This window comes from Acinetobacter sp. CIP 53.82, assembly GCF_000369465.1.
Lineage (GTDB): Bacteria > Pseudomonadota > Gammaproteobacteria > Pseudomonadales > Moraxellaceae > Acinetobacter > Acinetobacter indicus.
Map to the genome: position 1 here is coordinate 260,321 of NZ_KB850045.1, position 26,346 is coordinate 286,666.

A 26,346-nucleotide genomic window follows, 5' to 3' on the forward strand; every position below is an offset into this window, starting at 1 on the left:
GAAGCATTTAAATATTCACCAGCTGCGGCGTGGTCTTGATGTGTTCCAGATAGGCACGGATACGGGTCACGTATTGTAAGGCCTGACGATAACGTCCGTTCTTGGCTTTATTGCCGTCTAAGTAAGCATACAGGTTGACCCAGTTGTTCGGGTTTTTACCGGTGGCCTGAATACGCTTCTGAATCTGGCTCACGGCACCCGGACCCATGTTATAGGCCACCAGTGCATACCAGTTACGGTCTGGAAACGGAATATGCTTATAACGGTTCAGCATCAGGTTGTAATACTTGGCACCGCCCTGAATGCTCTGGGTTGGATCGGTACGGTTACTGACGCCCATGGCTTTGGCTGTGCTGTTGGTCAGCATCATCAAACCACGAACACCGGTTGGTGAAACAGAGTTCGGCTTTAAGTACGATTCCTGATAACCAATGGCCGCCAGTAAATGCCAGTCCAGATCATACTGCTGCGCAGTGCGCTGGAAGCTGGCCTTATATAAAGGCATGCGATTGCTTAAGTCACGCTGGATAGTATTCCAGGATTCCTGCTTAACCACATTCTGGTTATAGAACGAGGCCAGCTGGTTGATGGCACCGCTTTGTTTGCCACGGCAGACAAAGGCACTGGCGGTCTGGCTCAGCGGATCATCGGCATGTTTAAATACCCAGTTTAAATTGCTGTTTAGGCCATTTTTCTGCAAGGTGTTTAAATCGCCACAGGTGGCCGAAAAACCGGTCAGATGCTTGTTTTCAATGCTCTGAATACTGGCAGTGGTCATGGCAAAGTTGGCTTTACCTGACGCCACCCATTGCAACGCTGTCGCATTGTCCGGTACGGTTTTAAACTCGAGTTTGACATTCAGGCTATGCGCATAGTTGCGCACCAGGTCATAACCAAAGCCATGCAGATGCTGACTGTTCTGAAACACGGTGGTCGGATTCGAAACAGAAACCACGGTCAATTTATTGTGATTGACCACGCGATCAAACTGATACGCTGCTTTACTTGCATTAATACTATGAAACGGAATTAACGCACTGCTTAATACTAAGACTTTTAAAGGGAGAGAGTTGAAAAAAGAGTGAAGGCCAAGCCTCGACCCAGAAGTTGAACTACTGTGCATGTTGTCTCCGCTACAAGTAATTTATGCCCTACAAAGCAGGAGGCAAAAGGCCTCAGACTTTTTCAAGTTTGATAAATTCAATAAGAGGGTGGGCACTCATGACGTCATTCAAAATGACATGGGATGAAAGATAAAAAATGTGGCTACGCCACACAGGTTAAAAAATGATCACAATTAAAAGATGTGCGCATAATAAAGACCAAAATTTGAGTTGTCAAATTTTGTCCATAAAAAAATAAAAAACTGTTTCATAAGTAAATGATTCTATTTGGGAAAAATATTTTATAAACTTTAAAAGTGGAGTAATTGGGGAGAAGGCAGCAGTTTTTGGTAAGCTACAGGCTCATTTTTCTGCTGTTAAAGGCCATGAAATCGAGCTTAATTACCCGTGGTGGACATGACAAACTGGTCGCGGAACTTCAGCATTTGTGGCATGAAGAACGCCCTGAAATTACCAAAAAAGTGAACTGGGCGGCCAGTCTCGGCGATCGTTCAGAGAACGCCGATTACCAATATAACAAGCAGCTGCTGCGCAAGATTGACCGTCGGGTACGTTACCTCGGCAAGCGGCTGGAAGAGCTGCGAATTATTGATTTTTCACCTGAACAGGAGGGCAAGGTCTATTTTGGCGCTTGGGTCGATATTGAAAATGATGATGGCGAGCAGAAAACCCTAAGAATTGTCGGGGTTGATGAAATTTATGATCATCATCCACAACATATTTCAATTGACTCGCCAATGGCGCGCGCCTTGCTGGGCAAAAGTGTGGATGATGAAGCAGTAGTGCAGACGCCATCAGGTGCAAAACACTGGTATATTGTCGACATTCGCTATGAAAAGTTTGAAAATTCAGCAAATTAAACGATTTTGATTTTATTTTGTACAGTCGGTTGCGAAAACCTGGAAAAATATTTGCCAAGTTAAAATTTTCTTTATATGATAGCCGCCATTGGAAGCGTGGCAGAGTGGTTTAATGCACCGGTCTTGAAAACCGACGAGGGTGTGAGTCCTCCGTGAGTTCGAATCTCACCGCTTCCGCCAAATTTTAAGATAAGCCCTTGTATTTGCAAGGGCTTATTTTTTGTCTGTAGTTTTACCCCTCAACCTACCCCTCATCAAATTTTGGATTGGATTGATTTCTTTTGGTGGTATTTGGAAGATTAAGGAATATAGTTTAATAAGCTGTATTTAAATCTAACTAAATTCTTATTCAAACATTAGACTTCTTGCGTTAGTCAAATTTTAAGCAGTCAAAAGCTATATTTTATAAGGTTTTAGCCAATTCAAAAATTAGATAAAACTATACTTTCGCAAGAGGTCTATTTTTTAATTATAAATATTTTCACTCCCCATTTATTTAGCTTGCTTGACGCTCTACAGCGTGCAGATTATCCTTAGTCTGCTGACCTACATCGTCAGCGGGTTTTGACAGACCCATTAACAAAGACAATATGTGAAATCTGATTTTGCATGTTGTGGACTCGTTCGTCCCCCTTCTTTGCGGTAGGGCGGGGGAGGGACGCCTTCGGGCGTGCTGATTCTTAGGTTCAGTCTGTCAACCCTTTCTCGTTCTGCCACCATCAATTGACAGTGGTTGTGGTAGAGCTCTATTACCTAAGGAGTACGCCATGCGCTTACATCAATACCGTCTTTTACATTTCTCTTTTTTCATGTTTGTGCCGTTGGGTGATTAGACCTGATGCCGTGCAGTCAATGCATAGCTGTGTCCATGACTTTCTAAGAATAAAACTTTTTCAAGTACATATTACCGATATGAAGATGAATCTCTCATGCTGTTTTTGAGGGGCATAGATTTGTGTGCTTTATCGTCTATAACACTTCAAAAAAACATAGATATTCATTCTAACATTCATGCATGGGGAGCACTGTGTCTGATTAAGACCAAGACCAGTGATGCCTATAAAAAAGAGAAAATGATGATGTTTAAAACTTTTCTAAAAACGACCCTGATTTCATCACTACTTGCAGGCGCATCATTGGCGCAGGCAGGCTGGTTTGCACAAGCCGGTGAATCCTACCTTGTTCAAGCACGTCATACAGGCGGTGGGGTTTATCAATGTCTTTATAAAACCAATCCTGGCAACCGTGGTTGGCGTAATTTCACGGTGAACTTTCAGGGTGGTTGTCCGCGCTTTGTTCACTTTAATACTCAGAATGGTCAAGTCACTGTGCCCAACTAAACGAGGGGAACATTCAAATGACCCAAAAAACCATATTGGGCTTGGCGGCAATCTTAGCCCTGACCTTGATCAGCATCGCAGGCTTCTACTTCTTTAGCCCTAAACACGCAACTGAAAAAACGGTTCCAGCCAGTACTTCTGAGACCAGCTCTGCACAGCCTTTAGAATCCGCCAGTTCAGAAGCAGTATCCACTGAGATTGCAGCGGCAGAAGTGGATGGGATCGATGTCAAAGAATTGACCACGGGAAGCAAAAGTCTGAGTCCATCAGACCATGAGCCTGAGCTGCTGAGTTTTGAGTTTGATCAAAAACTTAAGGCTGTGGATACCTTACTGTCGATGCTGCCTTATGATGAACTGCCTGAATTTGAGCAGGACAATATAGACAAGTATCAACGCTATATCTTTGCCAAAGCCGCAAAAGATACAGGCAAATCAGTGCAAGACTTTAGCTTGCAAGAACATGGCGCACTGGAGTCGGAGCAAGCGGGTAATCGCTACTACGTCTATAAATTTGATAACGGCACAGACTGTGAAATCCATCTGGCTAGCATTGATTTAAATACAGGCGATTATGGCGTGAGCTATAACTACTGCTAAGGATGAACTTGATGAAGCAACTTTTAAAACCCTTACTCCTCGCAGTGACTACAACGACAGGCATCATGTTGAGTGGCTGTAATGCTGGCCTTGATCCAAACACGTTTACGGTCGAACTCGATGTAATTGATACCAGTAACTGGTATGCCCAAAATCAATCCGCTGCGGTATTAACGATCCGTTCTAACAGTGCAGATCCGATTGATGTGACCAATGTGCTGATCAACAACGGTGAATGCAGTTATGAAGGTTATCGCCGATCATTGGAATATCCGCAGCATTTTAAAATGGGTTTGCGTTTAAGGCTGAAATTAACCGGTTGTGGCTATGACAATGTAGTGCGTGTCGATGTTGAAACAGAAAAAGGCACTGCAAGCTATAGCTTTCAATAGCGACTCTCCTCGCCAAAGTAAAATTTAAATCAAACCGTGTCCTCCATGGGCACGGTTTTTTTATGCCCTCAATTCAGCTTTTCGTACCCAATTCATTTAACAAGGAATATTCAATGTCCTTAATTCAATGCCCCTATTGTCAATCCACCTATGTCAGACAGACTGATTCAAGTCATGCAAACGCCAACTATTTCGAACAACTGCAACGCTGTATTTCACCGACACAGATGGCGCTGTTCGGCATGCAGCTTGCCAAAAAGGCAGGATTCCCGCCTTTTACAGGCGCAGCCATCGGTGTTGTGGTGGGTGGTGTATTGGTTATTGTCAGTCAGTACTGCTATGAAAAATTTTACAGCAATGCCGAACAGTATCTCTGTTTGGATTGCCAACAAGCGTTTGCATGGGTGCCGTAATCGCATCTCTGACTTTACACGGTTACATCTTTGAATAGATGGATTGTTTAAACCCTTACAGCACATTTCTGCATCTTTACATCTTTCACTTTTATTTTAGGAATAATCAAAATGGCACATCAACTTGAAAACATGGCGTATGTCGGACAAACCCCGTGGCATGGTCTGGGCAATCAACTTAGCCAAAATCAACCGATTGAAGTCTGGGCCAAGCAAGCAGGTATGGATTGGCGTATTGAATCATCCAATGTCAGCTACATGGCTAAAAATGATCGTGGACAAAGCATCATTATGCCCTATGAGGAACAGCGGGTATTGTACCGTTCAGATACTCATGCGCCTTTATCGGTGGTGAGTCAGCGTTATCAAGAAGTCCAACCGATGGAAATTCTGGAGTTCTACCGTGATCTGACTGAGCAATCAGGCTTTGAACTGGAAACCGCAGGTGTCCTAAAAGGTGGGAAAAAGTTCTGGGCTTTGGCACGTACAGGACAAACTGCAGAATTGAAAGGTGGAGATGTCAGCAATGGCTATATTCTGCTAGCAACCGCATGTGATGGTACTTTAGCCACCACCGCACAATTCACCAATATCCGTGTGGTGTGCAATAACACCTTAGCGATTGCCTTACGAGGGCAGAGTTCCAATGCAGGCGTGGTCAAAGTACCGCACAGTACCAAGTTTGATGCCGACAAAGTCAAAGATCAACTCGGTATTTCAGTGAAAACATGGTACGACCACATGTATGAAATGAAACAACTCACCCAACGTAAAGTCACCCAGAAAGAAGCAGCAGCTTATTTTGATACGGTATTTAACAATAATAGCCTAAGTGCGATGGAACAGGAGGATAACATTATTCAGTACTACCGTAATGTCGCGTCCCAAGCCAATCCACAACCCAATAAAACTGAACCGAATGGACGTGCCATGACCAAAGTCATGAATATGTTTAATGGGCAGGGACGTGGGGCAGACTTATCTTCAGCCAAAGACACCGCCTATGGACTGCTTTGTGCAATCACCGAATTTGTAGATCATGAACGTCGCGCGATGAGTACCGATCACCGCCTTGACTCTGCTTGGTTTGGTGCAGGCGCAGCATTGAAACAACGTGGATTGGAACAAGCTTTACACTTAGCTGTTTAAGCTTGATTTAATCTTGAGATTTTATCATCAGGGCATGTGATCAGCACGATCAAGTGTCCTCCTAATCAACGATCCCTCTTTGCCACATCTTCGGATGTGGCTTTTTTTATGCCGTTTTAAAATCAATGATAGAAGGATAAACCCATGAATCAGATTATAAACCCAACAGTAACGTCTCAATCTCAGTATTTACCAACTGTAGCCAATGACAAGCCTAAACAAAGTCAATCAGGTTCAAAACGCAGCTTAAATGCCAAACGTCTGATCAACACCAAACAACTGGACTATCAGGCATGGCTGGAAGTGCGTAAACAGGGAATAGGCAGCAGTGATGCCGCAGCTGCCTGTGGCTTGAATCCTTATATGTCGATGCTAGAACTGTGGATGATTAAAACAGGACGGGTACAGCAAAATATTGAAGATGAAAGCTCAGGGCATGCACCTTTATATTGGGGTAAACAGTTAGAACCCTTGGTCGCAGAATACTACAGCATGCACACCAACAATAAAGTCCGTCGGGTCAATGCTGTACTGCAGCATCCTGATCCTGACAAAGCCTTTATGTTGGCAAACTTGGATTATGCCGTGGTGGGCAATGAAGAAGTACAAATACTGGAATGCAAAACTGCAGGGGAATATGGTGCCAAACTGTGGAAGGAAGGCGTACCTCTGTATGTACTGTGTCAAGTACAACATCAACTGGCGGTGACAGGCAAGCAAGCGGCACATATTTGTGTGTTGCTGTGTGGGCAGGAAACCAAAATCTACAAAGTCAGTCGTAATGAAGCTCTGATTGAACAGATCATTCAGGCAGAACGGCTGTTTTGGGAATGTGTAGAAAATGATGTTCCACCAGCAGTGGATGCCAGTGAATCGGCAGCCAAAGCTTTACAACAGCTCTATCCTGAACATACCCCACTGAGCTGTGTTGATCTAACGGAGGTGGAACTTGCCAATGAACTGTTTGATCAGCTGATACAGGAGAAACAGCAGATTGAACAGCACCAAAGCCAATTTGACCTACTTAAACACCGTGTTCAGGCACTGATGCAGGAACATGAACGTGCCGTATTTCAGCAAGGCTCGGTGACTTGGAAAAAGAGCAAGGACAGTATCAGCCTAGACATCAAGTCCTTACTTCAGCACCAACCTGAACTCATCCAACAGTACCCACTGCAGAAAGCAGGCAGCCGTCGTTTCAACATTTATCACGATTAACTCAAAGCCTAGAGCCAAACGCTCAGCAAGAAGAAATCTGAAATCCCGTGCAGCCCTGCATGGGATTTTTTTATGCCGATTTTATTTTAAGCACATAGGACAACACATCTAAACATCTCAACGACAGAGGAATTTCAACATGATTAAAGGTTTAGCAATCACACCACCCATCTTGGGACGGATCAGTATTGGCCGTGTAATAGAAAAGAATGGCAAGCGTCTGCCAGAGAAAGACGATCAGTTCACCATTACCAGTCAAATACAGGGTAAGGACGGTTGGATTAAACACCCCTTGGATGAGCAATTGCGTAGTCAAGCACCGAATCAAAAGCTGCGTAGCATCCCTGTACGTATGATCTTCAATGACCCTGAACTCAATCTTCGAGCTGAATATAGTTTATTTGACCGACAGACAGGTCGCCCGATTTGTGTGGGGAATGGTCAGACGTGTCAGCGTATGACATCACAAGGTGTAGAGCAACATCCTTGTCCATCCCCCGACTTATGCCCACTTGGACAGGGTGGACATTGTAAGCCTTATGGACGCCTGCATGTCAATTTAGGCGAAGCCGATGAGTTTGGGACTTTTATCTTCAGAACCACTGGTTTTAACAGCATTCGCACTTTGGCAGCACGTTTGAATTACTACCATGCGGCATCAGGTGGTTTGTTGTCGTGTTTGCCGTTGCAGCTCACGTTGCGTGGGAAAAGCACAACCCAAAGCTATCGTCAGCCCGTGTATTACGTGGATTTAACGTTACGGGAAGGCGTGGATTTACAAACAGCAATTCAGACAGCCAAGGAGATTGACCAACAGGGAAAACAGGCAGGGTTTGATCAGGCGGCATTAGATCAGATTGCACGGCAGGGTTTTGCCAATACCAAGTTTGAGGTGCATGCAGAGGAGGGGATGGAATTGCTGGAGGAGTTTTATCCACACAGTGACAGTGCTGTAGATACAGAGCATTCAGCGCAATTGAGCTATGTGCAGGAGATTCAGCAGGGGTTGCAGCAGAGTGTTAGAGCTGTGAATTGAGCACAGTTGAATTATCTAGTCAGTTTGGTAAGTCAATTAATGGATTCTGAACAAGTTGGCTAGTCACTAATTGAAGGGAGCTTTGGCTCCCTTAATTTTTTTGGGTAAGCGGATTAAATGGTTGATCTTACCTTTGCATGAGAGTGAGGCAAACCGGCATCTCATCGGATTATCTGGTTGGCACTCCAACCTACTGCTGATGCATGCTTCCCTCGCTAATTCCAGCAAGAACCCCACACGCCTTAACTTCCCGGTCATCGTTGCAACGCGCTCTTAGTGAAACGAGTTGTTTCTCAAGCGCCTGTAGAGCGGTTATCTGCGAGCGCACATGAGAGATGTGATCATCGAGCAAGGCATTGACAGCGGTACAGGACTGATGAGGGTCGTCCTGATAGCGCTTTAGTTCGTGAATTTCTGCCAGTGACAGATCCAGGATGCGGCAGCGACGAACAAAGGCCAGCCGCTCAACGTGTTTCTCGGTATAGACACGGTAACCGTTCTCCTGCCGACCAGGCGGCGGCAACAAGCCCTGCCGTTCGTAGAAGCGGATCGTCTGTGTATCTACCCCTACTGACTGTGCCAACTGACCAATACGCATCGGGTTCCTCCGCAACGGATTCTCTACGCTATTGACATTATAGCTACTATATAGTTTTAAATGAAAACCCGATCACATTCAAGTGGAGTCATATCATGAGTAAAAACTGCGGAGGCCCCTGTGGCGACCATGCAAGGCCTGCGGCGGATATCGATATGCAGGCCTCCTCCGAGGCGCCAGGGAGATGGGTCAGTGTTTATGCCGTGCCGAAGATGGACTGTCCATCAGAAGAGCGCATGATTCGCCTGGCCCTGAACGGCGTTGAGGGGATTCGGGCACTGTCCTTCGACTTGTCGAACCGCCGGTTGAAGGTCGTGCATGACGGCGAGGCTGAGCCCATTACCGCGAAACTGGCGACCTTGGGGCTAGGCGCCTCGCTTCAGGAAACCGTCATTGCCGACCCAGAGACGATCAAGGCCTCTGAGAGCTCGGCAGTCTCTGCTACGCAGGAGTCAGGCACTCTGCGCGTGTTGCTCGGTATCAATGCGATCATGTTCGTGGTGGAAATGACTGCTGGCCTGATCGCCCAGTCTACCGGCCTGATCGCTGATTCCCTGGATATGTTTGCCGATGCAGCCGTCTATGGCCTGGCTCTCTATGCCGTAGGGCGCAGTGCGAAAATGCAGGTACGTGCCGCGCATCTGGCAGGGGTACTGCAACTGATTTTGGCTATCGGCGTACTCGTCGAGGTGGTGCGACGCTTTGTTTTCGGTAGTGAGCCTGAATCGCTGATGATGATGGCGATCGCCTTCGTCGCATTGATTGCCAATACCAGTTGTCTGCTGCTCATATCCAAACATCGGGAGGGCGGAGCGCACATGAAGGCAAGCTGGATATTCTCGGCCAACGACGTGGTGATCAACCTGGGGGTCATCACCGCCGGCGCTCTGGTCGCGTGGACCGGGTCCAATTATCCGGATCTGATTATCGGCACCATCGTGGGGGTAATTGTACTTAACGGTGCTAGACGCATTTTGGCGTTGAAGGGTTAAATAATGCTCATTATTGGCAAAAAGCTCTCGCCGTATGCCCTATTGTCCATATCGGGCCTGCTGGCAGCGTCTGATCAGGCCGTAAAATGGCTGGTGCAACAATCAATGGCATATGGCGAGTCTATTTCAGTGACCTCATTCTTTAACTGGGTACACGTATGGAATACCGGTGCCGCATTCAGTCTTTTTGCGAATGGTGGAGGCTGGCAGCGCTACTTTTTTATCGGAATCGCGGTAGTGGTCTCGATTTTTCTGATCAAGCTGATCCTTGAAAATCGTCATAAAGGAGAAGCCATCGCTTACAGTCTTATCCTCGGTGGCGCCATGGGCAACCTGATTGACCGGGTCTTTCGCGGCTATGTTGTGGATTCCTTTGATTTCTATTGGCGAGACTGGCATTGGCCGGCCTTCAACCTGGCTGATATTGCAATTGTCCTCGGTGCCTTACTTTTAGTTTCCAGCAGCTTGTTGGGTAAAAAAGCAAACACCAATGCCGAGTCGGATGGATCTGACTGACACCTACGCCTATACAACACCATGACCGAACTTCCCGACAACATCCTTCACCTGCCGCAATACCAAGTACTGGGCTGCAAATCAACCGACGACGAAATGCACTTCCAGGTGGACGTGCCCGATCCCATCGCCTGCGAGGAATGCGGCGTGCAGGGTGAGTTCGTACGGTTCGGCAAGCGTGACGTTCCCTATCGTGATCTGCCCATCCACGGCAAGCGGGTCACTCTCTGGGTGGGGGCACCTCAGAAATCGGAAAATAAAGCACGCTAAGGCATAGCTGACCTTGCCAGGCCTGCTTCGCCCTGTAGTGACGCGATCAACGGGCAGGAAACATTCCCCATTCGTGCATGGCAGGCGCACACGAGTTCAGACAGCACGGTTTCCATGCGCGCCAAGTCGGCCATCTTCTCGCGCACGTCCTTGAGCTTGTGTTCGGCCAGGCTGCTGGCCTCCTCGCAGTGGGTGCCATCGTCGAGCCGCAACAGCTCGGCAATCTCGTCCAGACTGAACCCCAGCCGCTGTGCCGATTTCACGAATTTCACCCGAACCACGTCCGCCTCCCCATAGCGGCGAATGCTGCCATAGGGCTTGTCTGGCTCCGGCAGCAGGCCCTTGCGCTGGTAGAACCGGATGGTCTCCACATTGACCCCGGCCGCCTTGGCAAAAACGCCAATGGTCAGATTCTCAAAATTAATTTGCATATCGCTTGACTCCGTACATAACTACGGAAGTAAGCTTAAGCTATCCAAACCAAATTTGAAAGGACAAGCGTATGTCTGAACCACAAAACGGGCGCGGCGCGCTCTTCGCCGGTGGGCTGGCCGCCATTCTTGCGTCGGCCTGCTGCCTGGGGCCGCTGGTTTTGATCGCCTTGGGGTTCAGCGGGGCATGGATCGGCAACCTGACGGTATTGGAGCCGTATCGGCCGATCTTCATCGGCGCGGCGCTGGTTGCACTGTTCTTTGCCTGGCGGCGCATCGTCCGACCGACCGCAGCCTGCAAGCCGGGCGAGGTGTGCGCGATTCCGCAAGTGCGCACCACCTACAAGCTCATTTTCTGGTTCGTCGCCGTGTTGGTCTTGGTCGCGCTTGGTTTTCCCTACGTCATGCCATTTTTCTACTAATCAGGAGTTCATCATGAAAAAGCTGTTTGCCTCCCTCGCTCTCGCCGCTTTCGTTGCCCCCGTGTTCGCCGCCACTCAGACCGTAACGCTGTCCGTGCCTGGCATGACCTGCGCCTCTTGCCCGATCACTGTCAAGCACGCGCTTTCCAAGGTTGAGGGCGTGAGCAAGACCGACGTAAGTTTCGACAAGCGCCAGGCCGTCGTCACCTTCGACGATGCCAAGACCAACGTCCAGAAGTTGACCAAGGCGACCGAGGACGCGGGCTATCCGTCCAGCCTCAAACGCTGATCCGTTAACCGAACTCGGGAGCGACACATGGGACTCATCACGCGCATCGCTGGCAAAACCGGCGCGCTCGGCAGCGTCGTTTCCGCGATGGGCTGCGCCGCCTGTTTTCCTGCCATCGCCAGCTTTGGCGCGGCCATCGGACTGGGCTTCTTGAGCCAGTACGAGGGGCTATTCATTGGCATCCTGCTGCCGATGTTCGCCGGCATCGCGTTACTCGCCAATGCTATCGCTTGGCTCAATCATCGACAGTGGCGACGCACGGCGCTCGGCACGATAGGCCCGATCTTGGTGCTGGCAGCGGTGTTTTTAATGCGGGCTTACGGCTGGCAGAGCGGTGGACTGCTCTATGTCGGCCTGGCCTTGATGGTTGGGGTGTCGGTCTGGGATTTCATCTCGCCAGCACATCGCCGCTGCGGGCCGGACAGCTGTGAATTGCCAGAACAACGTGGCTGACGGCAACAGCCGTAGCCACCACAGAAAAGGAAAAATACATGACCACCCTGAAAATCACCGGGATGACCTGCGACTCGTGCGCGGCTCACGTCAAGGAAGCCTTGGAGAAAGTGCCCGGCGTGCAATCGGCGCTGGTGTCCTATCCGAAGGGCACAGCGCAACTCGCCATTGAGGCGGGCACGTCATCGGATGCGCTGACTACCGCCGTGGCCGGACTGGGCTACGAGGCAACGCTTGCCGATGCGCCACCGACGGACAACCGCGCCGGCCTGCTCGACAAGATGCGCGGCTGGATAGGGGCCGCTGATAAGCCCAGTGGCAACGAACGCCCGTTGCAGGTCGTCGTCATTGGTAGCGGTGGCGCGGCAATGGCGGCAGCACTGAAGGCCGTCGAGCAAGGCGCGCAGGTCACGCTGATCGAGCGCGGCACCATCGGCGGCACCTGCGTCAATGTCGGCTGTGTGCCGTCCAAGATCATGATCCGCGCCGCCCACATCGCCCATCTGCGCCGGGAAAGCCCGTTCGATGGCGGTATTGCGGCAACTGTGCCTACGATTGACCGCAGTAAGCTGCTGGCCCAGCAGCAGGCCCGCGTCGACGAACTGCGGCACGCCAAGTACGAAGGCATCCTGGGCGGTAATCCGGCCATCACCGTTGTGCACGGTGAGGCGCGCTTCAAGGACGACCAGAGCCTTACCGTCCGTTTGAACGAGGGTGGCGAGCGCGTCGTGATGTTCGACCGCTGCCTGGTCGCCACGGGTGCCAGCCCGGCGGTCCCGCCGATTCCGGGCTTGAAAGAGTCACCCTACTGGACTTCCACCGAGGCCCTGGCGAGCGACACCATTCCCGAACGCCTTGCCGTAATCGGCTCGTCGGTGGTGGCGCTGGAGCTGGCGCAAGCCTTTGCCCGGCTGGGCAGCAAGGTCACGGTCCTGGCGCGCAATACCTTGTTCTTCCGTGAAGACCCGGCCATCGGCGAGGCGGTGACAGCCGCTTTCCGTGCCGAGGGCATCGAGGTGCTGGAGCACACGCAAGCCAGCCAGGTCGCCCATGTGAACGGCGAATTCGTGCTGACCACCGGACACGGTGAATTGCGCGCTGACAAGTTGCTGGTTGCCACCGGTCGGGCACCGAATACGCGCAGCCTCGCGCTGGACGCGGCGGGGGTCACTGTCAATGCGCAAGGGGCCATCGTTATCGACCAAGGCATGCGCACGAGCAACCCGAACATCTACGCGGCCGGCGACTGCACCGACCAGCCGCAGTTCGTCTACGTGGCAGCGGCCGCCGGCACCCGTGCCGCGATCAACATGACCGGCGGCGACGCAGCCCTCAATCTGACCGCGATGCCGGCAGTGGTGTTCACCGACCCGCAAGTCGCCACCGTGGGCTACAGCGAGGCGGAAGCGCACCACGATGGCATCGAGACCGACAGTCGCACGCTGACACTCGACAACGTTCCGCGAGCGCTTGCCAACTTCGACACACGCGGCTTCATCAAGCTGGTCATCGAGGAAGGTAGCGGACGGCTCATCGGCGTGCAGGCGGTGGCCCCGGAAGCGGGCGAACTGATCCAGACGGCGGTGCTCGCCATCCGCAACCGCATGACGGTGCAGGAACTGGCTGACCAGTTGTTCCCCTACCTGACAATGGTCGAGGGGTTGAAGCTTGCGGCGCAGACCTTCAACAAGGACGTGAAGCAGCTTTCCTGCTGCGCTGGATAAAAAAAGGAGGTTTTCAATGAGCGCCTACACCGTGTCCCGGCTGGCCCTTGATGCCGGGGTGAGCGTGCATATCGTGCGCGACTACCTGCTGCGCGGATTGCTGCGTCCGGTGGCGTGCACCCCGGGCGGCTATGGCCTGTTCGATGATGCCGCCTTGCAACGGCTGTGCTTCGTGCGGGCGGCCTTCGAGGCGGGCATCGGCCTGGACGCGCAACTGGCCTCCATGCCAGCCGAGCGGGCGCACGAGGAGGCATTGCCGTGAACGCCCCTGACAAACTGCCGCCCGAGACGCGCCAACCCGTTTCCGGCTACCTGTGGGGTGCGCTGGCCGTGTTGACCTAGAGAGAGTGCGCAAGGGCCTCAGAAAGGAGCTGAAACCGTCCCAGAGCCGGACTCTCAAGGGAGACCGGAAAATCCTGCTGAAACGCGCTCACGAAGTCTCAGACCGGGAGCGCCTCATCATGGAGACCTGGACAGGCGCGTTCCCGCAACTGCTGGCCGCCTACGAGCACAAGGAGCGCTTCTACGGCATCTGGGACGCCACCACACGGCTCCAGGCAGAAGCCGCCCTGGACGAGTGGATAGCCACCATCCCGAAGGGCCAAAAGGAAGTCTGGAGCGATCTGGTCAGGGCAGTGGGAAACTGGCGCGAAGAGACCATGACCTACTTCGAGACGGACATGCCCGTCACCAACGCTTACACGGAGTCCATCAACCGACTGGCCAAGGACAAGAACCGTGAAGGGCGCGGTTACTCCTTCGAGGTGATGCGGGCACGAATGCTCTACACCACGAAGCACAAGAAGAAGGCACCGACTGCGAAGGTCTCTCCTTTCTACAAGAAAACCATCGGTTACGGACTGCCGGACTTCGCAGAGGAACTCAACTACGGAGTCGATCTATCAACCATCTGAGGGTGGTATCAGATTGATGGGGTGAAGGTGCCCCATCAACCATTAAATCCGTATACCCATTTTTTTGTTATTCAGGAGTGATAATGCAGGCTTCAAAAATAGCGATCAGTCCATCTAGCCGGCAGTTGAATCCATCAATATTGGCCTGAATCCAGACTTCCTTATTGTTAATTTTACTCCACTGTACCCCATAGCCGCAGTGAGCAAGTAGGTGTTCAAAGAAGATACGCTGGGTGCGTCCATTGCCTTCACGAAATGGGTGAATCACGTTGACTTCACAATAAAAATCAGCGATTTTTTGGATAAGTACTGGTTTGGCTAAACCTTGAAAATAGTGCTGCTGCTCAAGTTGCTTGAAGAGCTTATTGGCTTCAATTTCAATACGCGGGAAGGTACAAAAGCGGGTATCGCCTTTGGCAATATCCACTTGTCTTAGTTCACCTGCCCAGGCATACAGGTCTGAAAAGAGCTGAAAGTGAATGGATTGCAGGTATTTGAGATCGTAAGGTGGCTCCGCATACTCAATTCGTGTGCTGGCATACTCAGTCAACTCCAGTTCTGCCTGTTGCAGAATTTCAGCATCCTGAATGTTCAGTTTGTTTTTGAGGACGTCCGAGTCGGGGTAACAGTAAATGCTGTCACCCATTTCACCATATTTATCCATAAGGAAGCCTGATCACGATTCCGAGGTCTGTGAGAATTTCTTATATTTCTGTAGAATCTGAGCTTTACTTAATGCCGGTGCGGTTGAGGACGGGTTAATGCCTTCCAGCTTTAAACTGGCTTGATAATTCTGCAAGCGCGTAGCTTGGATATATTTTTTTTTCTGTTCGAGAGTGTTTAGCATTTTGAAATTCCTTGAACAAAGGTAATGTAAGCCTAGTTTAGCAGATGGGCTTATAAATAGGCACGGCTTTCAAAAGCAGGGTTGTAGCGTTATGGAGGATGAACCTTCTATGAGAAAAATCTGAAACCAGACGACAAAATTTGTCGCTTAACTGTCATGCAATAAATGAATAATCAACAATCTGCTTTTTAAATAATATAATATTATCCAACAGTTAAAAAAATTATCAGTATTATCTCTAGCAACCGAAGTGTCGCCAGATACTGATCACAGATAAGAATTCAGGAATTGATTCACCACTATGACCAACAATAACTTTTCACAAATCGCTTCTTTCATCTGGTCGGTTGCCGACCTGCTGCGTGGTGACTTCAAACAATCGCAATATGGCCGCATCATTCTGCCATTTACCTTGTTACGTCGTCTGGAATGTGTACTGGAAGAAAGCAAGGCTGCGGTACTGGCAGAACATGAAAAAGTCTCCAAGCTGAATCTGCCAGAAGAAGCTCAAGAAAAGTTATTGCTGCGTGCCACCAACGGTCTAGCCTTCTTTAATACTTCCCCCATGGATCTCAGCAAAATGGGGCAGAGTGATATCAAGGCCAACTTAAGCACTTATGTACAAAGTTTCTCTAAAGATGCCCGTGAGATTTTTGAATACTTTAACTTCATCGAATTTGCGGGCTTACTCGATGATGCCAACCTTTTGTATAAAGTCGTACAAAAGTTTGCTACCACGGATCTGAGTCCAAAGAGCGTATCCAACCATGACATGGGTTTGGTGTTTGAAGAACTGATCCGTCGTTTTGCTGAAGGTTCCAATGAAACGGCCGGGGAACACTTTACCCCGCGTGACATCGTACGTTTGACCACTGCACTGGTGTTTATGGAAGATGATGACGTGCTGACCAAAGATGGCATTATCCGCACCATTTACGATCCTACAGCGGGGACAGGTGGCTTCCTCTCTTCCGGTATGGAATATCTGCATGAGCTGAACCCAAATGCGGTGATGCGTGCGTTTGGTCAGGAACTTAACCCAGAATCCTATGCCATCTGTAAAGCCGACATGCTGATCAAAGGTCAGGATGTGAGCCGAATTAAACTCGGTAACACGCTGTCAAATGACCAGCTTGCTGTGGATCAGTTTGACTACATGCTGTCGAATCCACCCTTTGGCGTGGACTGGAAAAAAATCGAACAGGACATCAAGGACGAACATGAACACAAGGGCTTTGATGGACGTTTTGGTGCAGGCTTGCCACGGGTATCGGATGGTTCATTATTATTCCTGATGCACTTGATCAGCAAGATGCGTGATGCCAGCAGTAGCGAGAGTGGTAGTCGCATCGGGATTATCCTGAATGGTTCACCATTGTTTACCGGTAGTGCAGGCAGTGGCGAAAGTGAGATCCGTCGCTATATTTTAGAAGCCGACTTGCTGGAAGCCATTATTGCCTTACCGAATGACATGTTCTACAACACCGGGATTGCCACCTATATCTGGGTACTCAGCAATAAAAAAGCCGCTGAACGTAAAGGCAAGGTACAGCTGATCAATGCCTCAAACCTCAGTACCAAAATGCGTAAGTCGCTGGGTTCAAAACGTAACTATCTCACTGAAACTGAAATTGCCACCATTACCCAAAATTACGGTGACTTTGTCGCGGTAGACACCTTGGCGCAGGATGGCGAAACCGAACAGCAAAAACCATTCGCCAGCAAGATTTTTGATAACCATGAATTTGGCTATCGTCGCGTGACCATTGAACGTCCATTGCGTTTATCGGCACAGATTACGGATAGCGCGATTGCTGCATTACGCTTTGCGCCGAAACCGTTTAATGCCGTGATGCAAAGCATCGATGCGCAATTGGGCACAGCCTTTGGTACAGCATGGACAGCAGAAACTTATGGTCAGTTGCAGGACGTTGCGCTTGAGGTCCGTGCCCTGATTAAAGCGGAATTCCCTGAGCTAAAAGAAAAAGATATTAAAGAGGTGCTGGACAGCAAAATCTGGCTGTTCCAGAAAGCCCTGATGGAAAAAGCCCAAGCCTTACAGAATGTGATTGGCACTGAGCAGTTTGATGACTTTAACCAGTTTGATGACGTATTGAAAAAAGCCCTCAAGCAAACCGACATCAAGCTGGATGCCAAAGAGAAGAAACAGCTGTTAGACGCCATCACCTGGAAAAATCCGGAAGCTGAACCGGTGATTAACAAGGTACTGAAACAGGCGGAAAATCCGCTGTATGGCCAGTTTAGCTACCAGGGCAAAGTGGTCGAGTTTGTACAGGATGGCGACTTGCGTGATGCGGAGAACATTGCGCTGAATCCAAAAGTCAGCACCACAGAGCTGATTGAAGAGTATTTTAAACGTGAAGTACAGCCACACGTGGCCGATGCCTGGATCAATGCTGACAAGCGCGATGAAAAAGATGGCGAGATTGGCATCGTGGGTTATGAAATTCCGTTTAACCGTCATTTCTACGCGTACCAACCACCACGTGATTTAGCTGAGATTGATGCCGATCTGGATGCGGTGAGTGCCGAGATTATGCAGCTGCTACAAGAGGTGCATTCGTAATGGCGAAATATCAGATTTATCAAAATCAGATTGCAACACACAATAGTTGGATTAAGTCGCTTCCTAGAGAATGGCAGATTGTACCTTTAAAGTATATGTGTAGTGGCTTTGTTAAAGATGGTCCTCATGAAACACCTAAGTTTATTGATGAGGGTATTCCTTTTTTATCGGTTGATGGAATCCAAAATAATAAACTAGTGTTTGAAGGTTGTAGATATATCTCTATCGAGGATGACAATAGGTTTAGTCTCAAATGTAAACCCCAAAAGGGCAATATCTTACTTGGTAAAGCTGCATCTGTAGGCAAGGTAGCTTTCGTTGAGAGTGATTATGATTTTAATGTTTGGTCACCGTTAGCAGTTATTAGCCCTAAAGATATTAGATTAGGTAAATTTATTTTTTATTGCCTTCAATCCTATGAGTTACAATTACAATGTGATGTTTTCTCTAATTCAAATACCCAAAAGAATTTGGGTATGACGACAATTGATAACTTAACATTTCCTTATCCGAGTATTTACGAAGCCGAGAAAATATCTCAATTCCTCGACCACGAAACCGCCAAAATCGACCACCTGATTGAAAAACAACAACAACTGATTGAACTGCTGAAAGAAAAACGTCAGGCGGTGATTAGCCATGCCGTGACCAAAGGACTTAACCCAAATGTCCCGATGAAAGATTCGGGCGTGGAATGGTTAGGGAACGTGCCGGAGCATTGGATAGTATGTCGTTTAAAACATGTAGCGAATATCCAGTCTGGTATTGCTAAAGGTAAAGATATTGCAGGGAAAGCAACTATTTCTGTTCCAATGTTGCGAGTTGCTAATGTTCAGGATGGTTATTTAAATCTTAATGAAGTTCATCATATTGAAATAGAAAAAGATCAATTAGAACGTTATCTATTAAAAGATGGTGATGTCTTGATGAATGAAGGTGGAGATAATGACAAACTTGGCCGTGGTGCTGTATGGAAGAGTCAAATAAAAGACTGTATCCATCAAAATCATGTCTTTGCTATTCGTCCATATAAAATTGAACCAGAATGGTTAGATATATTAACTCGCGCGAGTTATGCAAAATTTCATTTTTTTCGGCAGTCTAAACAGAGTACAAATTTAGCTTCTATTTCTTCCACAAACATTAAAGAAACAACGGTTTTAGTTCCTCCAAAAACTGAACGAGAAGCAATTTTACGATATCTGAAGACACAGTTTAGTCATTTTGATGCACTTGAAAATCAATGTATTTTACAAGTGAATTTATTAAAAGAACGCCGCACCGCCCTAATCTCAGCAGCTGTGACTGGAAAGATCGACGTGCGTAATTGGCAAGCCCCAAGTATTGCTGAGGCACACACGGAGTTAAGCGCATGAGTCTAGACGCCACCCGTGAAAGTATTTTCCAGAACGACATCATTCAGCAGATGCTGGCTCAGGGCTGGCAACTCGGTACGCCACAAGGCTACAACCGTGAAACCGCCTTGTATGAGCAGGACGTACTAGACTTTGTGCAGCAGACACAAAGCCAGGACTGGCAGAAATTCCAGCGCATCTTTCCAAATGATACCGAACGGCATTTTCTAGAAGCCGTGGTTGCCCAGCTGAAGAAAGCCGACATCAATGCCACTGATGAACAGTCACGTAGCTATGGCACTTTAGGTGTGCTGCGTCATGGAGTGAAAACCCGCAGTGCCCGTTTTTTCCTGTGTCAGTTTAAACCGGAACATGCGCTGAATCCCGATACCTTAGCCAATTACAAAAAGAACATCTGCCGCATTGTGCCAGAGTTGGTCTATAGCCCGTATGCTACGGCTGCCGAGTTACAGGACATGGGCAAACAGGCCAAGAAATGGCGTATTGACTTGGTGCTGTTTATAAACGGCTTTCCTGTTGCTACTCTGGAACTCAAGTCCGAGTTTAAACAGGCGGTGCGAATATCTGCATGAGCTGAACCCAAATGCGGTGATGCGTGCGTTTGGTCAGGAACTTAACCCAGAATCCTATGCCATCTGTAAAGCCGACATGCTGATCAAAGGTCAGGATGTGAGCCGAATTAAACTCGGTAACACGCTGTCAAATGACCAGCTTGCTGTGGATCAGTTTGACTACATGCTGTCGAATCCACCCTTTGGCGTGGACTGGAAAAAAATCGAACAGGACATCAAGGACGAACATGAACACAAGGGCTTTGATGGACGTTTTGGTGCAGGCTTGCCACGGGTATCGGATGGTTCATTATTATTCCTGATGCACTTGATCAGCAAGATGCGTGATGCCAGCAGTAGCGAGAGTGGTAGTCGCATCGGGATTATCCTGAATGGTTCACCATTGTTTACCGGTAGTGCAGGCAGTGGCGAAAGTGAGATCCGTCGCTATATTTTAGAAGCCGACTTGCTGGAAGCCATTATTGCCTTACCGAATGACATGTTCTACAACACCGGGATTGCCACCTATATCTGGGTACTCAGCAATAAAAAAGCCGCTGAACGTAAAGGCAAGGTACAGCTGATCAATGCCTCAAACCTCAGTACCAAAATGCGTAAGTCGTTGGGTTCAAAACGTAACTATCTGACTGAAGCTGAAATTGCCACCATTACCCAAAATTACGGTGACTTTGTCGCGGTAGACACCTTGGCGCAGGATGGCGAAACCGAACAGCAAAAACCATTCGCCAGCAAGATTTTTGATAACCATGAATTTGGCTATCGTCGCGTGACCATTGAACGTCCATTGCGTTTATCGGCACAGATTACGGATAGCGCGATTGCTGCATTACGCTTTGCGCCGAAACCGTTTAATGCCGTGATGCAAAGCATCGATGCGCAATTGGGCACAGCCTTTGGTACAGCATGGACAGCAGAAACTTATGGTCAGTTGCAGGACGTTGCGCTTGAGGTCCGTGCCCTGATTAAAGCGGAATTCCCTGAGCTAAAAGAAAAAGATATTAAAGAGGTGCTGGACAGCAAAATCTGGCTGTTCCAGAAAGCCCTGATGGAAAAAGCCCAAGCCTTACAGAATGTGATTGGCACTGAGCAGTTTGATGACTTTAACCAGTTTGATGACGTATTGAAAAAAGCCCTCAAGCAAACCGACATCAAGCTGGATGCCAAAGAGAAGAAACAGCTGTTAGACGCCATCACCTGGAAAAATCCGGAAGCTGAACCGGTGATTAACAAGGTACTGAAACAGGCGGAAAATCCGCTGTATGGCCAGTTTAGCTACCAGGGCAAAGTGGTCGAGTTTGTACAGGATGGCGACTTGCGTGATGCGGAGAACATTGCGCTGAATCCAAAAGTCAGCACCACAGAGCTGATTGAAGAGTATTTTAAACGTGAAGTACAGCCACACGTGGCCGATGCCTGGATCAATGCTGACAAGCGCGATGAAAAAGATGGCGAGATTGGCATCGTGGGTTATGAAATTCCGTTTAACCGTCATTTCTACGCGTACCAACCACCACGTGATTTAGCTGAGATTGATGCCGATCTGGATGCGGTGAGTGCCGAGATTATGCAGCTGCTACAAGAGGTGCATTCGTAATGGCGAAATATCAGATTTATCAAAATCAGATTGCAACACACAATAGTTGGATTAAGTCGCTTCCTAGAGAATGGCAGATTGTACCTTTAAAGTATATGTGTAGTGGCTTTGTTAAAGATGGTCCTCATGAAACACCTAAGTTTATTGATGAGGGTATTCCTTTTTTATCGGTTGATGGAATCCAAAATAATAAACTAGTGTTTGAAGGTTGTAGATATATCTCTATCGAGGATGACAATAGGTTTAGTCTCAAATGTAAACCCCAAAAGGGCAATATCTTACTTGGTAAAGCTGCATCTGTAGGCAAGGTAGCTTTCGTTGAGAGTGATTATGATTTTAATGTTTGGTCACCGTTAGCAGTTATTAGCCCTAAAGATATTAGATTAGGTAAATTTATTTTTTATTGCCTTCAATCCTATGAGTTACAATTACAATGTGATGTTTTCTCTAATTCAAATACCCAAAAGAATTTGGGTATGACGACAATTGATAACTTAACATTTCCTTATCCGAGTATTTACGAAGCCGAGAAAATATCTCAATTCCTCGACCACGAAACCGCCAAAATCGACCACCTGATTGAAAAACAACAACAACTGATTGAACTGCTGAAAGAAAAACGTCAGGCGGTGATTAGCCATGCCGTGACCAAAGGACTTAACCCAAATGTCCCGATGAAAGATTCGGGCGTGGAATGGTTAGGGAACGTGCCGGAGCATTGGATAGTATGTCGTTTAAAACATGTAGCGAATATCCAGTCTGGTATTGCTAAAGGTAAAGATATTGCAGGGAAAGCAACTATTTCTGTTCCAATGTTGCGAGTTGCTAATGTTCAGGATGGTTATTTAAATCTTAATGAAGTTCATCATATTGAAATAGAAAAAGATCAATTAGAACGTTATCTATTAAAAGATGGTGATGTCTTGATGAATGAAGGTGGAGATAATGACAAACTTGGCCGTGGTGCTGTATGGAAGAGTCAAATAAAAGACTGTATCCATCAAAATCATGTCTTTGCTATTCGTCCATATAAAATTGAACCAGAATGGTTAGATATATTAACTCGCGCGAGTTATGCAAAATTTCATTTTTTTCGGCAGTCTAAACAGAGTACAAATTTAGCTTCTATTTCTTCCACAAACATTAAAGAAACAACGGTTTTAGTTCCTCCAAAAACTGAACGAGAAGCAATTTTACGATATCTGAAGACACAGTTTAGTCATTTTGATGCACTTGAAAATCAATGTATTTTACAAGTGAATTTATTAAAAGAACGCCGCACCGCCCTAATCTCAGCAGCTGTGACTGGAAAGATCGACGTGCGTAATTGGCAAGCCCCAAGTATTGCTGAGGCACACACGGAGTTAAGCGCATGAGTCTAGACGCCACCCGTGAAAGTATTTTCCAGAACGACATCATTCAGCAGATGCTGGCTCAGGGCTGGCAACTCGGTACGCCACAAGGCTACAACCGTGAAACCGCCTTGTATGAGCAGGACGTACTAGACTTTGTGCAGCAGACACAAAGCCAGGACTGGCAGAAATTCCAGCGCATCTTTCCAAATGATACCGAACGGCATTTTCTAGAAGCCGTGGTTGCCCAGCTGAAGAAAGCCGACATCAATGCCACTGATGAACAGTCACGTAGCTATGGCACTTTAGGTGTGCTGCGTCATGGAGTGAAAACCCGCAGTGCCCGTTTTTTCCTGTGTCAGTTTAAACCGGAACATGCGCTGAATCCCGATACCTTAGCCAATTACAAAAAGAACATCTGCCGCATTGTGCCAGAGTTGGTCTATAGCCCGTATGCTACGGCTGCCGAGTTACAGGACATGGGCAAACAGGCCAAGAAATGGCGTATTGACTTGGTGCTGTTTATAAACGGCTTTCCTGTTGCTACTCTGGAACTCAAGTCCGAGTTTAAACAGGCGGTGCAGAATGCCATGTTGCAGTACAAACGCACCCGCTTGCCGAAAGATCCAGAAACCAACAAGCCTGAACCCTTGCTGATGTTTAAGCGTGGCGCATTGGTACACTTTGCCGTGAGTCAATACGAAGTCTATATGGCGACCCAATTGGCCGGAGAAGATACCTTCTTCCTGCCGTTCAACAAGGGTACAGCGGAAGGTGGTGCAGGCAATGATGTGCCAGAAGACCAGAATCAGTACGCCACCGCCTATCTGTGGAATGAAGTCCTCACACCGGACAATTTGCTGAATATCATTGGACGTTTTGTCCATCTGCAAATTGAAGAAAAAGAAGACTGGGAAGGACGCAAGTACAAAAAAGAACTGCTGATCTTCCCACGTTACCACCAGTGGAATGTGGTCACCAAACTGATCAATGCCGCATTAGAGGAGGGCACTGGACAGAAATATCTGATTCAGCACAGTGCAGGTTCAGGCAAGTCCAACTCGATTGCCTGGACAGCACATCAGCTGTCGACCCTGTACGATCAACACAATCAGAAACTGTTTGATTCGGTGATTGTAGTCACTGACCGTACCATTCTGGATGCCCAGCTACAGGACACCATCTACCAGTTTGAACATGCCGATGGCGTGGTCGGACGCATCAATAACAAAGAGGGTGATGGCTCCAAGTCGGAAAAACTGGCCAAAGCACTGGAAACCTCACAGCCGATTATCATTGTGACCATCCAGACTTTCCCCTTTGTGTTGCGTGCGATTGAAAACAGTACCAATCTGAAACAGCGACGTTATGCGGTGATTGCCGATGAAGCGCATTCTTCACAAAGCGGCTCTACGGCACGACAGTTGAAAGAAGTGTTGATGCTGGAAGAGCGCGAAGAGGATGCTGAACTGTCTTCGGAAGATATTCTGGATGCGGTGGTGGCTGCACGTAAGGGCAGTAATAACCTCAGCTACTATGCCTTTACCGCGACACCGAAAGACAAAACCCTGCAACTGTTTGGCCGTGTACCCAATCCTGAGCTACCACCCTCCAAGCAAAACAAGCCGGAAGCCTTCCATGTTTACTCCATGCGCCAAGCCATTGAAGAAGGCTTTATTTTGGATGTGCTAAAAAACTATACCAACTATAAAGTGGTTTATAAGCTCAAACAGAAAATTGAAGAAGCCGACAAACAGGTCGATGCCAAAAAAGCCAAGATCAGGCTGAATCAATGGGTACGCCTGCATGACCACAACATTTCCCAGAAAGTGAAAGTCATTGTCGAACATTTTAAAAATAACGTGATGGGCTTATTGGGTGGACAGGCCAAAGCCATGGTGGTGACCAGTTCACGTAAAGAAGCGGTGCGTTACAAGTTGGCCTTTGACAAATACGTGATGGATCAGGGCTATAAGTCCATTCAGGCTATGGTCGCTTTCTCGGGTGAGGTTGAGTTTAATGACAAGGATACCGACAGCAGTGGTTTAGTCGGGCAGACCTTTAATGAACGCAACATGAACCCGGGGCTAAAAGGACGGGAAATGCGCAAGGCCTTTGATAGTGATGACTATCAGGTGATGCTGGTGGCCAACAAGTTCCAGACTGGCTTTGACCAACCGAAACTGTGTGCCATGTACGTGGACAAGAAACTTGGCGGTGTGGAATGCGTACAGACCTTATCACGCCTGAACCGTACCTATCCGGGCAAGGCGGAATCTGGCACCTTTGTCTTGGACTTCTTTAACGATCCTGAAGACATTCTTGGGGCCTTCCAGCCTTACTACCAAACCGCAGAACTGGCTGATGTATCGAATCCAGATCAGATCTTTGACCTGTTTGAAAAGCTGAAAGCTACCAAGATTTTTCTGTGGACGGAAGTTGAACAGTTTGTAGAAGCCTTCTTTACCAAGAACAAATCCAATGCTGCGATCAGTAACATTTGCAAACCGGCGGTTGAACGCTGGCAGAAACGTTATAGTCAGGCCATCGAAGCCTATAACACCACCCGTGACATGCTGGAACGCTGCAAGAAAACCAATGATGCGGTGCTGATTACTAATGCCGACAATGCCTTTAAAGAAGCCAAGCTCGAAAAAGACAAACTGGAAATCTTTAAAAAAGACTTGGGCAGCTTTACCCGTTTTTACGAGTTTATGTCACAGATCGTGGACTACGATGACAAAGAACTGGAGAAGCTCAGTCTGTATGCACGTAACCTGCGTCCATTGCTGCGTGAAACCGCAACGAAAGATGATGAGGTGGACTTAAGTAATGTCAGCATGAGCCATTACCGCTTGTCCAAGATCCGTCAGCAGGACATCAAGCTGAAAGAAGATGCCGAAGACAATCAGCTTGAGCCGGGCAATGACCTGGGTGCAGCCAAGCCACGTGATAAGAAAGAAGAGTTCCTGTCACAGATTATTGAGCGTCTGAATGATGTCTTTATCACCGATAACCTAACCGATAAAGACATGCTCAACTATGCCTATACGGTACGTGACAAACTGGCGGAAAATGAGATTGTGATGAAGCAGATTGCCAACAATACCCGTGAACAAGCCATGCTGGGTGATTTCCCGAAAGCGATGGATGATGCCATTCTTGGCAGTAGTGCCGCACATCAGGAACAGATGATGCAGTTGTTGTCTGATCCGGCGAAGGCCAGCATCTTTGCACGGGTGATCTTTGATATGTTGAGCAGTCCAAGATGACCGCTA

The 26,346-nt window shown here is 48.2% G+C and carries 23 protein-coding genes, 1 tRNA gene and 6 pseudogenes; 25 read left to right on the top strand and 5 right to left on the bottom strand.

Going from position 1 to position 26,346, the window contains the following annotated elements; translation table 11 throughout:
- Window positions 1–7: 7 nt before the first annotated feature.
- The gene (locus tag F905_RS01690) at window positions 8–1,123 is read right to left on the bottom strand and encodes an MltF family protein (protein WP_005176374.1); all 1,116 of its coding nucleotides are present in this window, start codon (window positions 1,121–1,123) and stop codon (window positions 8–10) included.
- 366 nt (window positions 1,124–1,489) lie between these two features.
- Between F905_RS01690 and greB the strand changes: the two genes are divergently transcribed.
- The 9 genes from greB to F905_RS01735 all read left to right on the top strand — a co-directional run bounded on the left by greB (window position 1,490) and on the right by F905_RS01735 (window position 8,131).
- Window positions 1,490–1,984 carry a transcription elongation factor GreB gene (greB, locus tag F905_RS01695; RefSeq protein ID WP_005176376.1) on the top strand — a complete coding sequence of 165 codons (495 nt, stop codon included), beginning with the start codon at window positions 1,490–1,492 and terminating at the stop codon, window positions 1,982–1,984.
- Window positions 1,985–2,074: 90 nt separating this feature from the next.
- Window positions 2,075–2,164 (top strand) — tRNA-Ser (locus tag F905_RS01700).
- Window positions 2,165–3,063: 899 nt separating this feature from the next.
- Complete coding sequence (locus F905_RS01705; protein ID WP_034597600.1) at window positions 3,064–3,324, top strand: hypothetical protein; 261 nt, start codon at window positions 3,064–3,066, stop codon at window positions 3,322–3,324.
- A gap of 17 nt (window positions 3,325–3,341) precedes the next feature.
- Complete coding sequence (locus F905_RS01710) at window positions 3,342–3,923, top strand: hypothetical protein (protein ID WP_005176381.1); 582 nt, start codon at window positions 3,342–3,344, stop codon at window positions 3,921–3,923.
- Between the two features lie 11 nt (window positions 3,924–3,934).
- Window positions 3,935–4,315: a hypothetical protein gene (locus F905_RS01715; protein WP_005176388.1), complete on the top strand. Its 381-nt coding sequence runs from the start codon at window positions 3,935–3,937 to the stop codon at window positions 4,313–4,315.
- Window positions 4,316–4,428: 113 nt separating this feature from the next.
- Entirely contained in the window at window positions 4,429–4,728 is a 300-nt protein-coding gene (locus tag F905_RS01720; RefSeq protein WP_005176390.1) for a hypothetical protein, read from the top strand.
- A 111-nt stretch (window positions 4,729–4,839) separates the two neighbouring features.
- Window positions 4,840–5,877, top strand: a complete 1,038-nt coding sequence (locus F905_RS01725) for a DUF932 domain-containing protein (protein WP_005176391.1) — start codon at window positions 4,840–4,842, stop codon at window positions 5,875–5,877.
- A gap of 144 nt (window positions 5,878–6,021) precedes the next feature.
- On the top strand, window positions 6,022–7,095 hold the full coding sequence (locus F905_RS01730) for a YqaJ viral recombinase family nuclease (RefSeq protein ID WP_005176393.1): 1,074 nt from the start codon (window positions 6,022–6,024) through the stop codon (window positions 7,093–7,095).
- Window positions 7,096–7,234: 139 nt separating this feature from the next.
- Complete coding sequence (locus tag F905_RS01735) at window positions 7,235–8,131, top strand: recombination directionality factor (RefSeq protein WP_005176394.1); 897 nt, start codon at window positions 7,235–7,237, stop codon at window positions 8,129–8,131.
- Between the two features lie 190 nt (window positions 8,132–8,321).
- On the opposite strand, the gene cadR is transcribed toward F905_RS01735, so the two are convergent.
- Entirely contained in the window at window positions 8,322–8,729 is a 408-nt protein-coding gene (gene cadR / locus F905_RS01740; protein ID WP_005176397.1) for a Cd(II)/Pb(II)-responsive transcriptional regulator, read from the bottom strand.
- A gap of 95 nt (window positions 8,730–8,824) precedes the next feature.
- Here cadR and F905_RS01745 point away from each other — a divergent pair, with 95 nt between their 5' ends.
- The 3 genes and pseudogenes from F905_RS01745 to F905_RS01755 all read left to right on the top strand — a co-directional run.
- Window positions 8,825–9,721: a cation efflux transmembrane domain-containing protein gene (locus tag F905_RS01745; protein ID WP_005176400.1), complete on the top strand. Its 897-nt coding sequence runs from the start codon at window positions 8,825–8,827 to the stop codon at window positions 9,719–9,721.
- Between the two features lie 3 nt (window positions 9,722–9,724).
- Entirely contained in the window at window positions 9,725–10,237 is a 513-nt protein-coding gene (gene lspA, locus F905_RS01750) for a signal peptidase II (protein ID WP_000905420.1), read from the top strand.
- Between the two features lie 21 nt (window positions 10,238–10,258).
- Window positions 10,259–10,471 (top strand): annotated as a pseudogene (locus tag F905_RS01755) (transposase family protein); the annotation flags it as partial.
- A 32-nt stretch (window positions 10,472–10,503) separates the two neighbouring features.
- Here F905_RS01755 and merR read toward each other — a convergent pair.
- Complete coding sequence (gene merR / locus F905_RS01760; RefSeq protein WP_001166630.1) at window positions 10,504–10,938, bottom strand: Hg(II)-responsive transcriptional regulator; 435 nt, start codon at window positions 10,936–10,938, stop codon at window positions 10,504–10,506.
- 71 nt (window positions 10,939–11,009) lie between these two features.
- Here merR and merT point away from each other — a divergent pair, with 71 nt between their 5' ends.
- The 7 genes and pseudogenes from merT to F905_RS01790 form a co-directional block, all read left to right on the top strand.
- Window positions 11,010–11,360 carry a mercuric ion transporter MerT gene (gene merT, locus F905_RS01765; RefSeq protein WP_001294659.1) on the top strand — a complete coding sequence of 117 codons (351 nt, stop codon included), beginning with the start codon at window positions 11,010–11,012 and terminating at the stop codon, window positions 11,358–11,360.
- A 13-nt stretch (window positions 11,361–11,373) separates the two neighbouring features.
- On the top strand, window positions 11,374–11,649 hold the full coding sequence (merP, locus tag F905_RS01770; protein ID WP_004178136.1) for a mercury resistance system periplasmic binding protein MerP: 276 nt from the start codon (window positions 11,374–11,376) through the stop codon (window positions 11,647–11,649).
- A gap of 27 nt (window positions 11,650–11,676) precedes the next feature.
- Window positions 11,677–12,102, top strand: coding sequence for an organomercurial transporter MerC (merC, locus tag F905_RS01775; RefSeq protein ID WP_000522996.1), 426 nt, complete (start codon window positions 11,677–11,679; stop codon window positions 12,100–12,102).
- Window positions 12,103–12,140: 38 nt separating this feature from the next.
- The gene (gene merA / locus F905_RS01780; protein WP_005174088.1) at window positions 12,141–13,826 is read left to right on the top strand and encodes a mercury(II) reductase; all 1,686 of its coding nucleotides are present in this window, start codon (window positions 12,141–12,143) and stop codon (window positions 13,824–13,826) included.
- A 16-nt stretch (window positions 13,827–13,842) separates the two neighbouring features.
- Window positions 13,843–14,037, top strand: a pseudogene (gene merD / locus F905_RS01785) (mercuric resistance transcriptional repressor MerD); the annotation flags it as partial.
- Window positions 14,038–14,084: 47 nt separating this feature from the next.
- Window positions 14,085–14,165 (top strand): annotated as a pseudogene (locus F905_RS15060) (mercury resistance protein); the annotation flags it as partial.
- A pseudogene (locus tag F905_RS01790) lies at window positions 14,165–14,740 on the top strand (ISL3-like element ISPpu12 family transposase); the annotation flags it as partial. The pseudogenes F905_RS15060 and F905_RS01790, both read left to right, overlap by 1 nt.
- A 67-nt stretch (window positions 14,741–14,807) precedes the next feature.
- Here F905_RS01790 and F905_RS01795 read toward each other — a convergent pair.
- On the bottom strand, window positions 14,808–15,404 hold the full coding sequence (locus F905_RS01795; protein ID WP_005176409.1) for a putative adenosine monophosphate-protein transferase Fic: 597 nt from the start codon (window positions 15,402–15,404) through the stop codon (window positions 14,808–14,810).
- A 12-nt stretch (window positions 15,405–15,416) separates the two neighbouring features.
- Window positions 15,417–15,587 carry a YhfG family protein gene (locus F905_RS15070; protein WP_000935322.1) on the bottom strand — a complete coding sequence of 57 codons (171 nt, stop codon included), beginning with the start codon at window positions 15,585–15,587 and terminating at the stop codon, window positions 15,417–15,419.
- A 301-nt stretch (window positions 15,588–15,888) separates the two neighbouring features.
- On the opposite strand from F905_RS15070, the gene F905_RS01800 reads away from it, so the two are divergent.
- The 6 genes and pseudogenes from F905_RS01800 (at window position 15,889) to F905_RS01825 (ending at window position 26,340) form a co-directional block, all read left to right on the top strand.
- The gene (locus F905_RS01800) at window positions 15,889–18,174 is read left to right on the top strand and encodes a type I restriction-modification system subunit M (protein WP_005176412.1); all 2,286 of its coding nucleotides are present in this window, start codon (window positions 15,889–15,891) and stop codon (window positions 18,172–18,174) included.
- On the top strand, window positions 18,174–19,550 hold the full coding sequence (locus F905_RS01805; protein ID WP_005174930.1) for a restriction endonuclease subunit S: 1,377 nt from the start codon (window positions 18,174–18,176) through the stop codon (window positions 19,548–19,550). The genes F905_RS01800 and F905_RS01805 overlap by 1 nt, the downstream gene beginning before the upstream one ends.
- Window positions 19,547–20,110 (top strand): annotated as a pseudogene (locus tag F905_RS01810) (type I restriction endonuclease); the annotation flags it as partial. The gene F905_RS01805 and the pseudogene F905_RS01810, both read left to right, overlap by 4 nt.
- Window positions 20,094–21,716: pseudogene (locus F905_RS01815) on the top strand (HsdM family class I SAM-dependent methyltransferase); the annotation flags it as partial. The pseudogenes F905_RS01810 and F905_RS01815, both read left to right, overlap by 17 nt.
- Entirely contained in the window at window positions 21,716–23,092 is a 1,377-nt protein-coding gene (locus F905_RS01820; protein ID WP_005174930.1) for a restriction endonuclease subunit S, read from the top strand. The pseudogene F905_RS01815 and the gene F905_RS01820, both read left to right, overlap by 1 nt.
- Entirely contained in the window at window positions 23,089–26,340 is a 3,252-nt protein-coding gene (locus tag F905_RS01825) for a type I restriction endonuclease subunit R (RefSeq protein WP_005176417.1), read from the top strand. The genes F905_RS01820 and F905_RS01825 overlap by 4 nt, the downstream gene beginning before the upstream one ends.
- Window positions 26,341–26,346: the final 6 nt, after the last annotated feature.

Excerpts from the sequence above, each read along its gene's own strand:
- F905_RS01730 (WP_005176393.1), top strand. The coding sequence starts at position 6,022 with ATGAATCAGATTATAAACCCAACAGTAACGTCTCAATCTCAGTATTTA.
- F905_RS01725 (WP_005176391.1), top strand. The coding sequence starts at position 4,840 with ATGGCACATCAACTTGAAAACATGGCGTATGTCGGACAAACCCCGTGG.
- F905_RS15070 (WP_000935322.1), bottom strand. The coding sequence starts at position 15,587 with ATGCTAAACACTCTCGAACAGAAAAAAAAATATATCCAAGCTACGCGC.
- F905_RS01720 (WP_005176390.1), top strand. The coding sequence starts at position 4,429 with ATGTCCTTAATTCAATGCCCCTATTGTCAATCCACCTATGTCAGACAG.
- F905_RS01705 (WP_034597600.1), top strand. The coding sequence starts at position 3,064 with ATGTTTAAAACTTTTCTAAAAACGACCCTGATTTCATCACTACTTGCA.
- merP (WP_004178136.1), top strand. The coding sequence starts at position 11,374 with ATGAAAAAGCTGTTTGCCTCCCTCGCTCTCGCCGCTTTCGTTGCCCCC.
- greB (WP_005176376.1), top strand. The coding sequence starts at position 1,490 with ATGAAATCGAGCTTAATTACCCGTGGTGGACATGACAAACTGGTCGCG.
- F905_RS01715 (WP_005176388.1), top strand. The coding sequence starts at position 3,935 with ATGAAGCAACTTTTAAAACCCTTACTCCTCGCAGTGACTACAACGACA.
- F905_RS01805 (WP_005174930.1), top strand. The coding sequence starts at position 18,174 with ATGGCGAAATATCAGATTTATCAAAATCAGATTGCAACACACAATAGT.
- cadR (WP_005176397.1), bottom strand. The coding sequence starts at position 8,729 with ATGCGTATTGGTCAGTTGGCACAGTCAGTAGGGGTAGATACACAGACG.
- lspA (WP_000905420.1), top strand. The coding sequence starts at position 9,725 with ATGCTCATTATTGGCAAAAAGCTCTCGCCGTATGCCCTATTGTCCATA.
- F905_RS01735 (WP_005176394.1), top strand. The coding sequence starts at position 7,235 with ATGATTAAAGGTTTAGCAATCACACCACCCATCTTGGGACGGATCAGT.
- F905_RS01800 (WP_005176412.1), top strand. The coding sequence starts at position 15,889 with ATGACCAACAATAACTTTTCACAAATCGCTTCTTTCATCTGGTCGGTT.
- F905_RS01825 (WP_005176417.1), top strand. The coding sequence starts at position 23,089 with ATGAGTCTAGACGCCACCCGTGAAAGTATTTTCCAGAACGACATCATT.
- F905_RS01820 (WP_005174930.1), top strand. The coding sequence starts at position 21,716 with ATGGCGAAATATCAGATTTATCAAAATCAGATTGCAACACACAATAGT.
- F905_RS01795 (WP_005176409.1), bottom strand. The coding sequence starts at position 15,404 with ATGGATAAATATGGTGAAATGGGTGACAGCATTTACTGTTACCCCGAC.
- merA (WP_005174088.1), top strand. The coding sequence starts at position 12,141 with ATGACCACCCTGAAAATCACCGGGATGACCTGCGACTCGTGCGCGGCT.
- F905_RS01690 (WP_005176374.1), bottom strand. The coding sequence starts at position 1,123 with ATGCACAGTAGTTCAACTTCTGGGTCGAGGCTTGGCCTTCACTCTTTT.
- F905_RS01710 (WP_005176381.1), top strand. The coding sequence starts at position 3,342 with ATGACCCAAAAAACCATATTGGGCTTGGCGGCAATCTTAGCCCTGACC.
- F905_RS01745 (WP_005176400.1), top strand. The coding sequence starts at position 8,825 with ATGAGTAAAAACTGCGGAGGCCCCTGTGGCGACCATGCAAGGCCTGCG.
- merT (WP_001294659.1), top strand. The coding sequence starts at position 11,010 with ATGTCTGAACCACAAAACGGGCGCGGCGCGCTCTTCGCCGGTGGGCTG.
- merR (WP_001166630.1), bottom strand. The coding sequence starts at position 10,938 with ATGCAAATTAATTTTGAGAATCTGACCATTGGCGTTTTTGCCAAGGCG.
- merC (WP_000522996.1), top strand. The coding sequence starts at position 11,677 with ATGGGACTCATCACGCGCATCGCTGGCAAAACCGGCGCGCTCGGCAGC.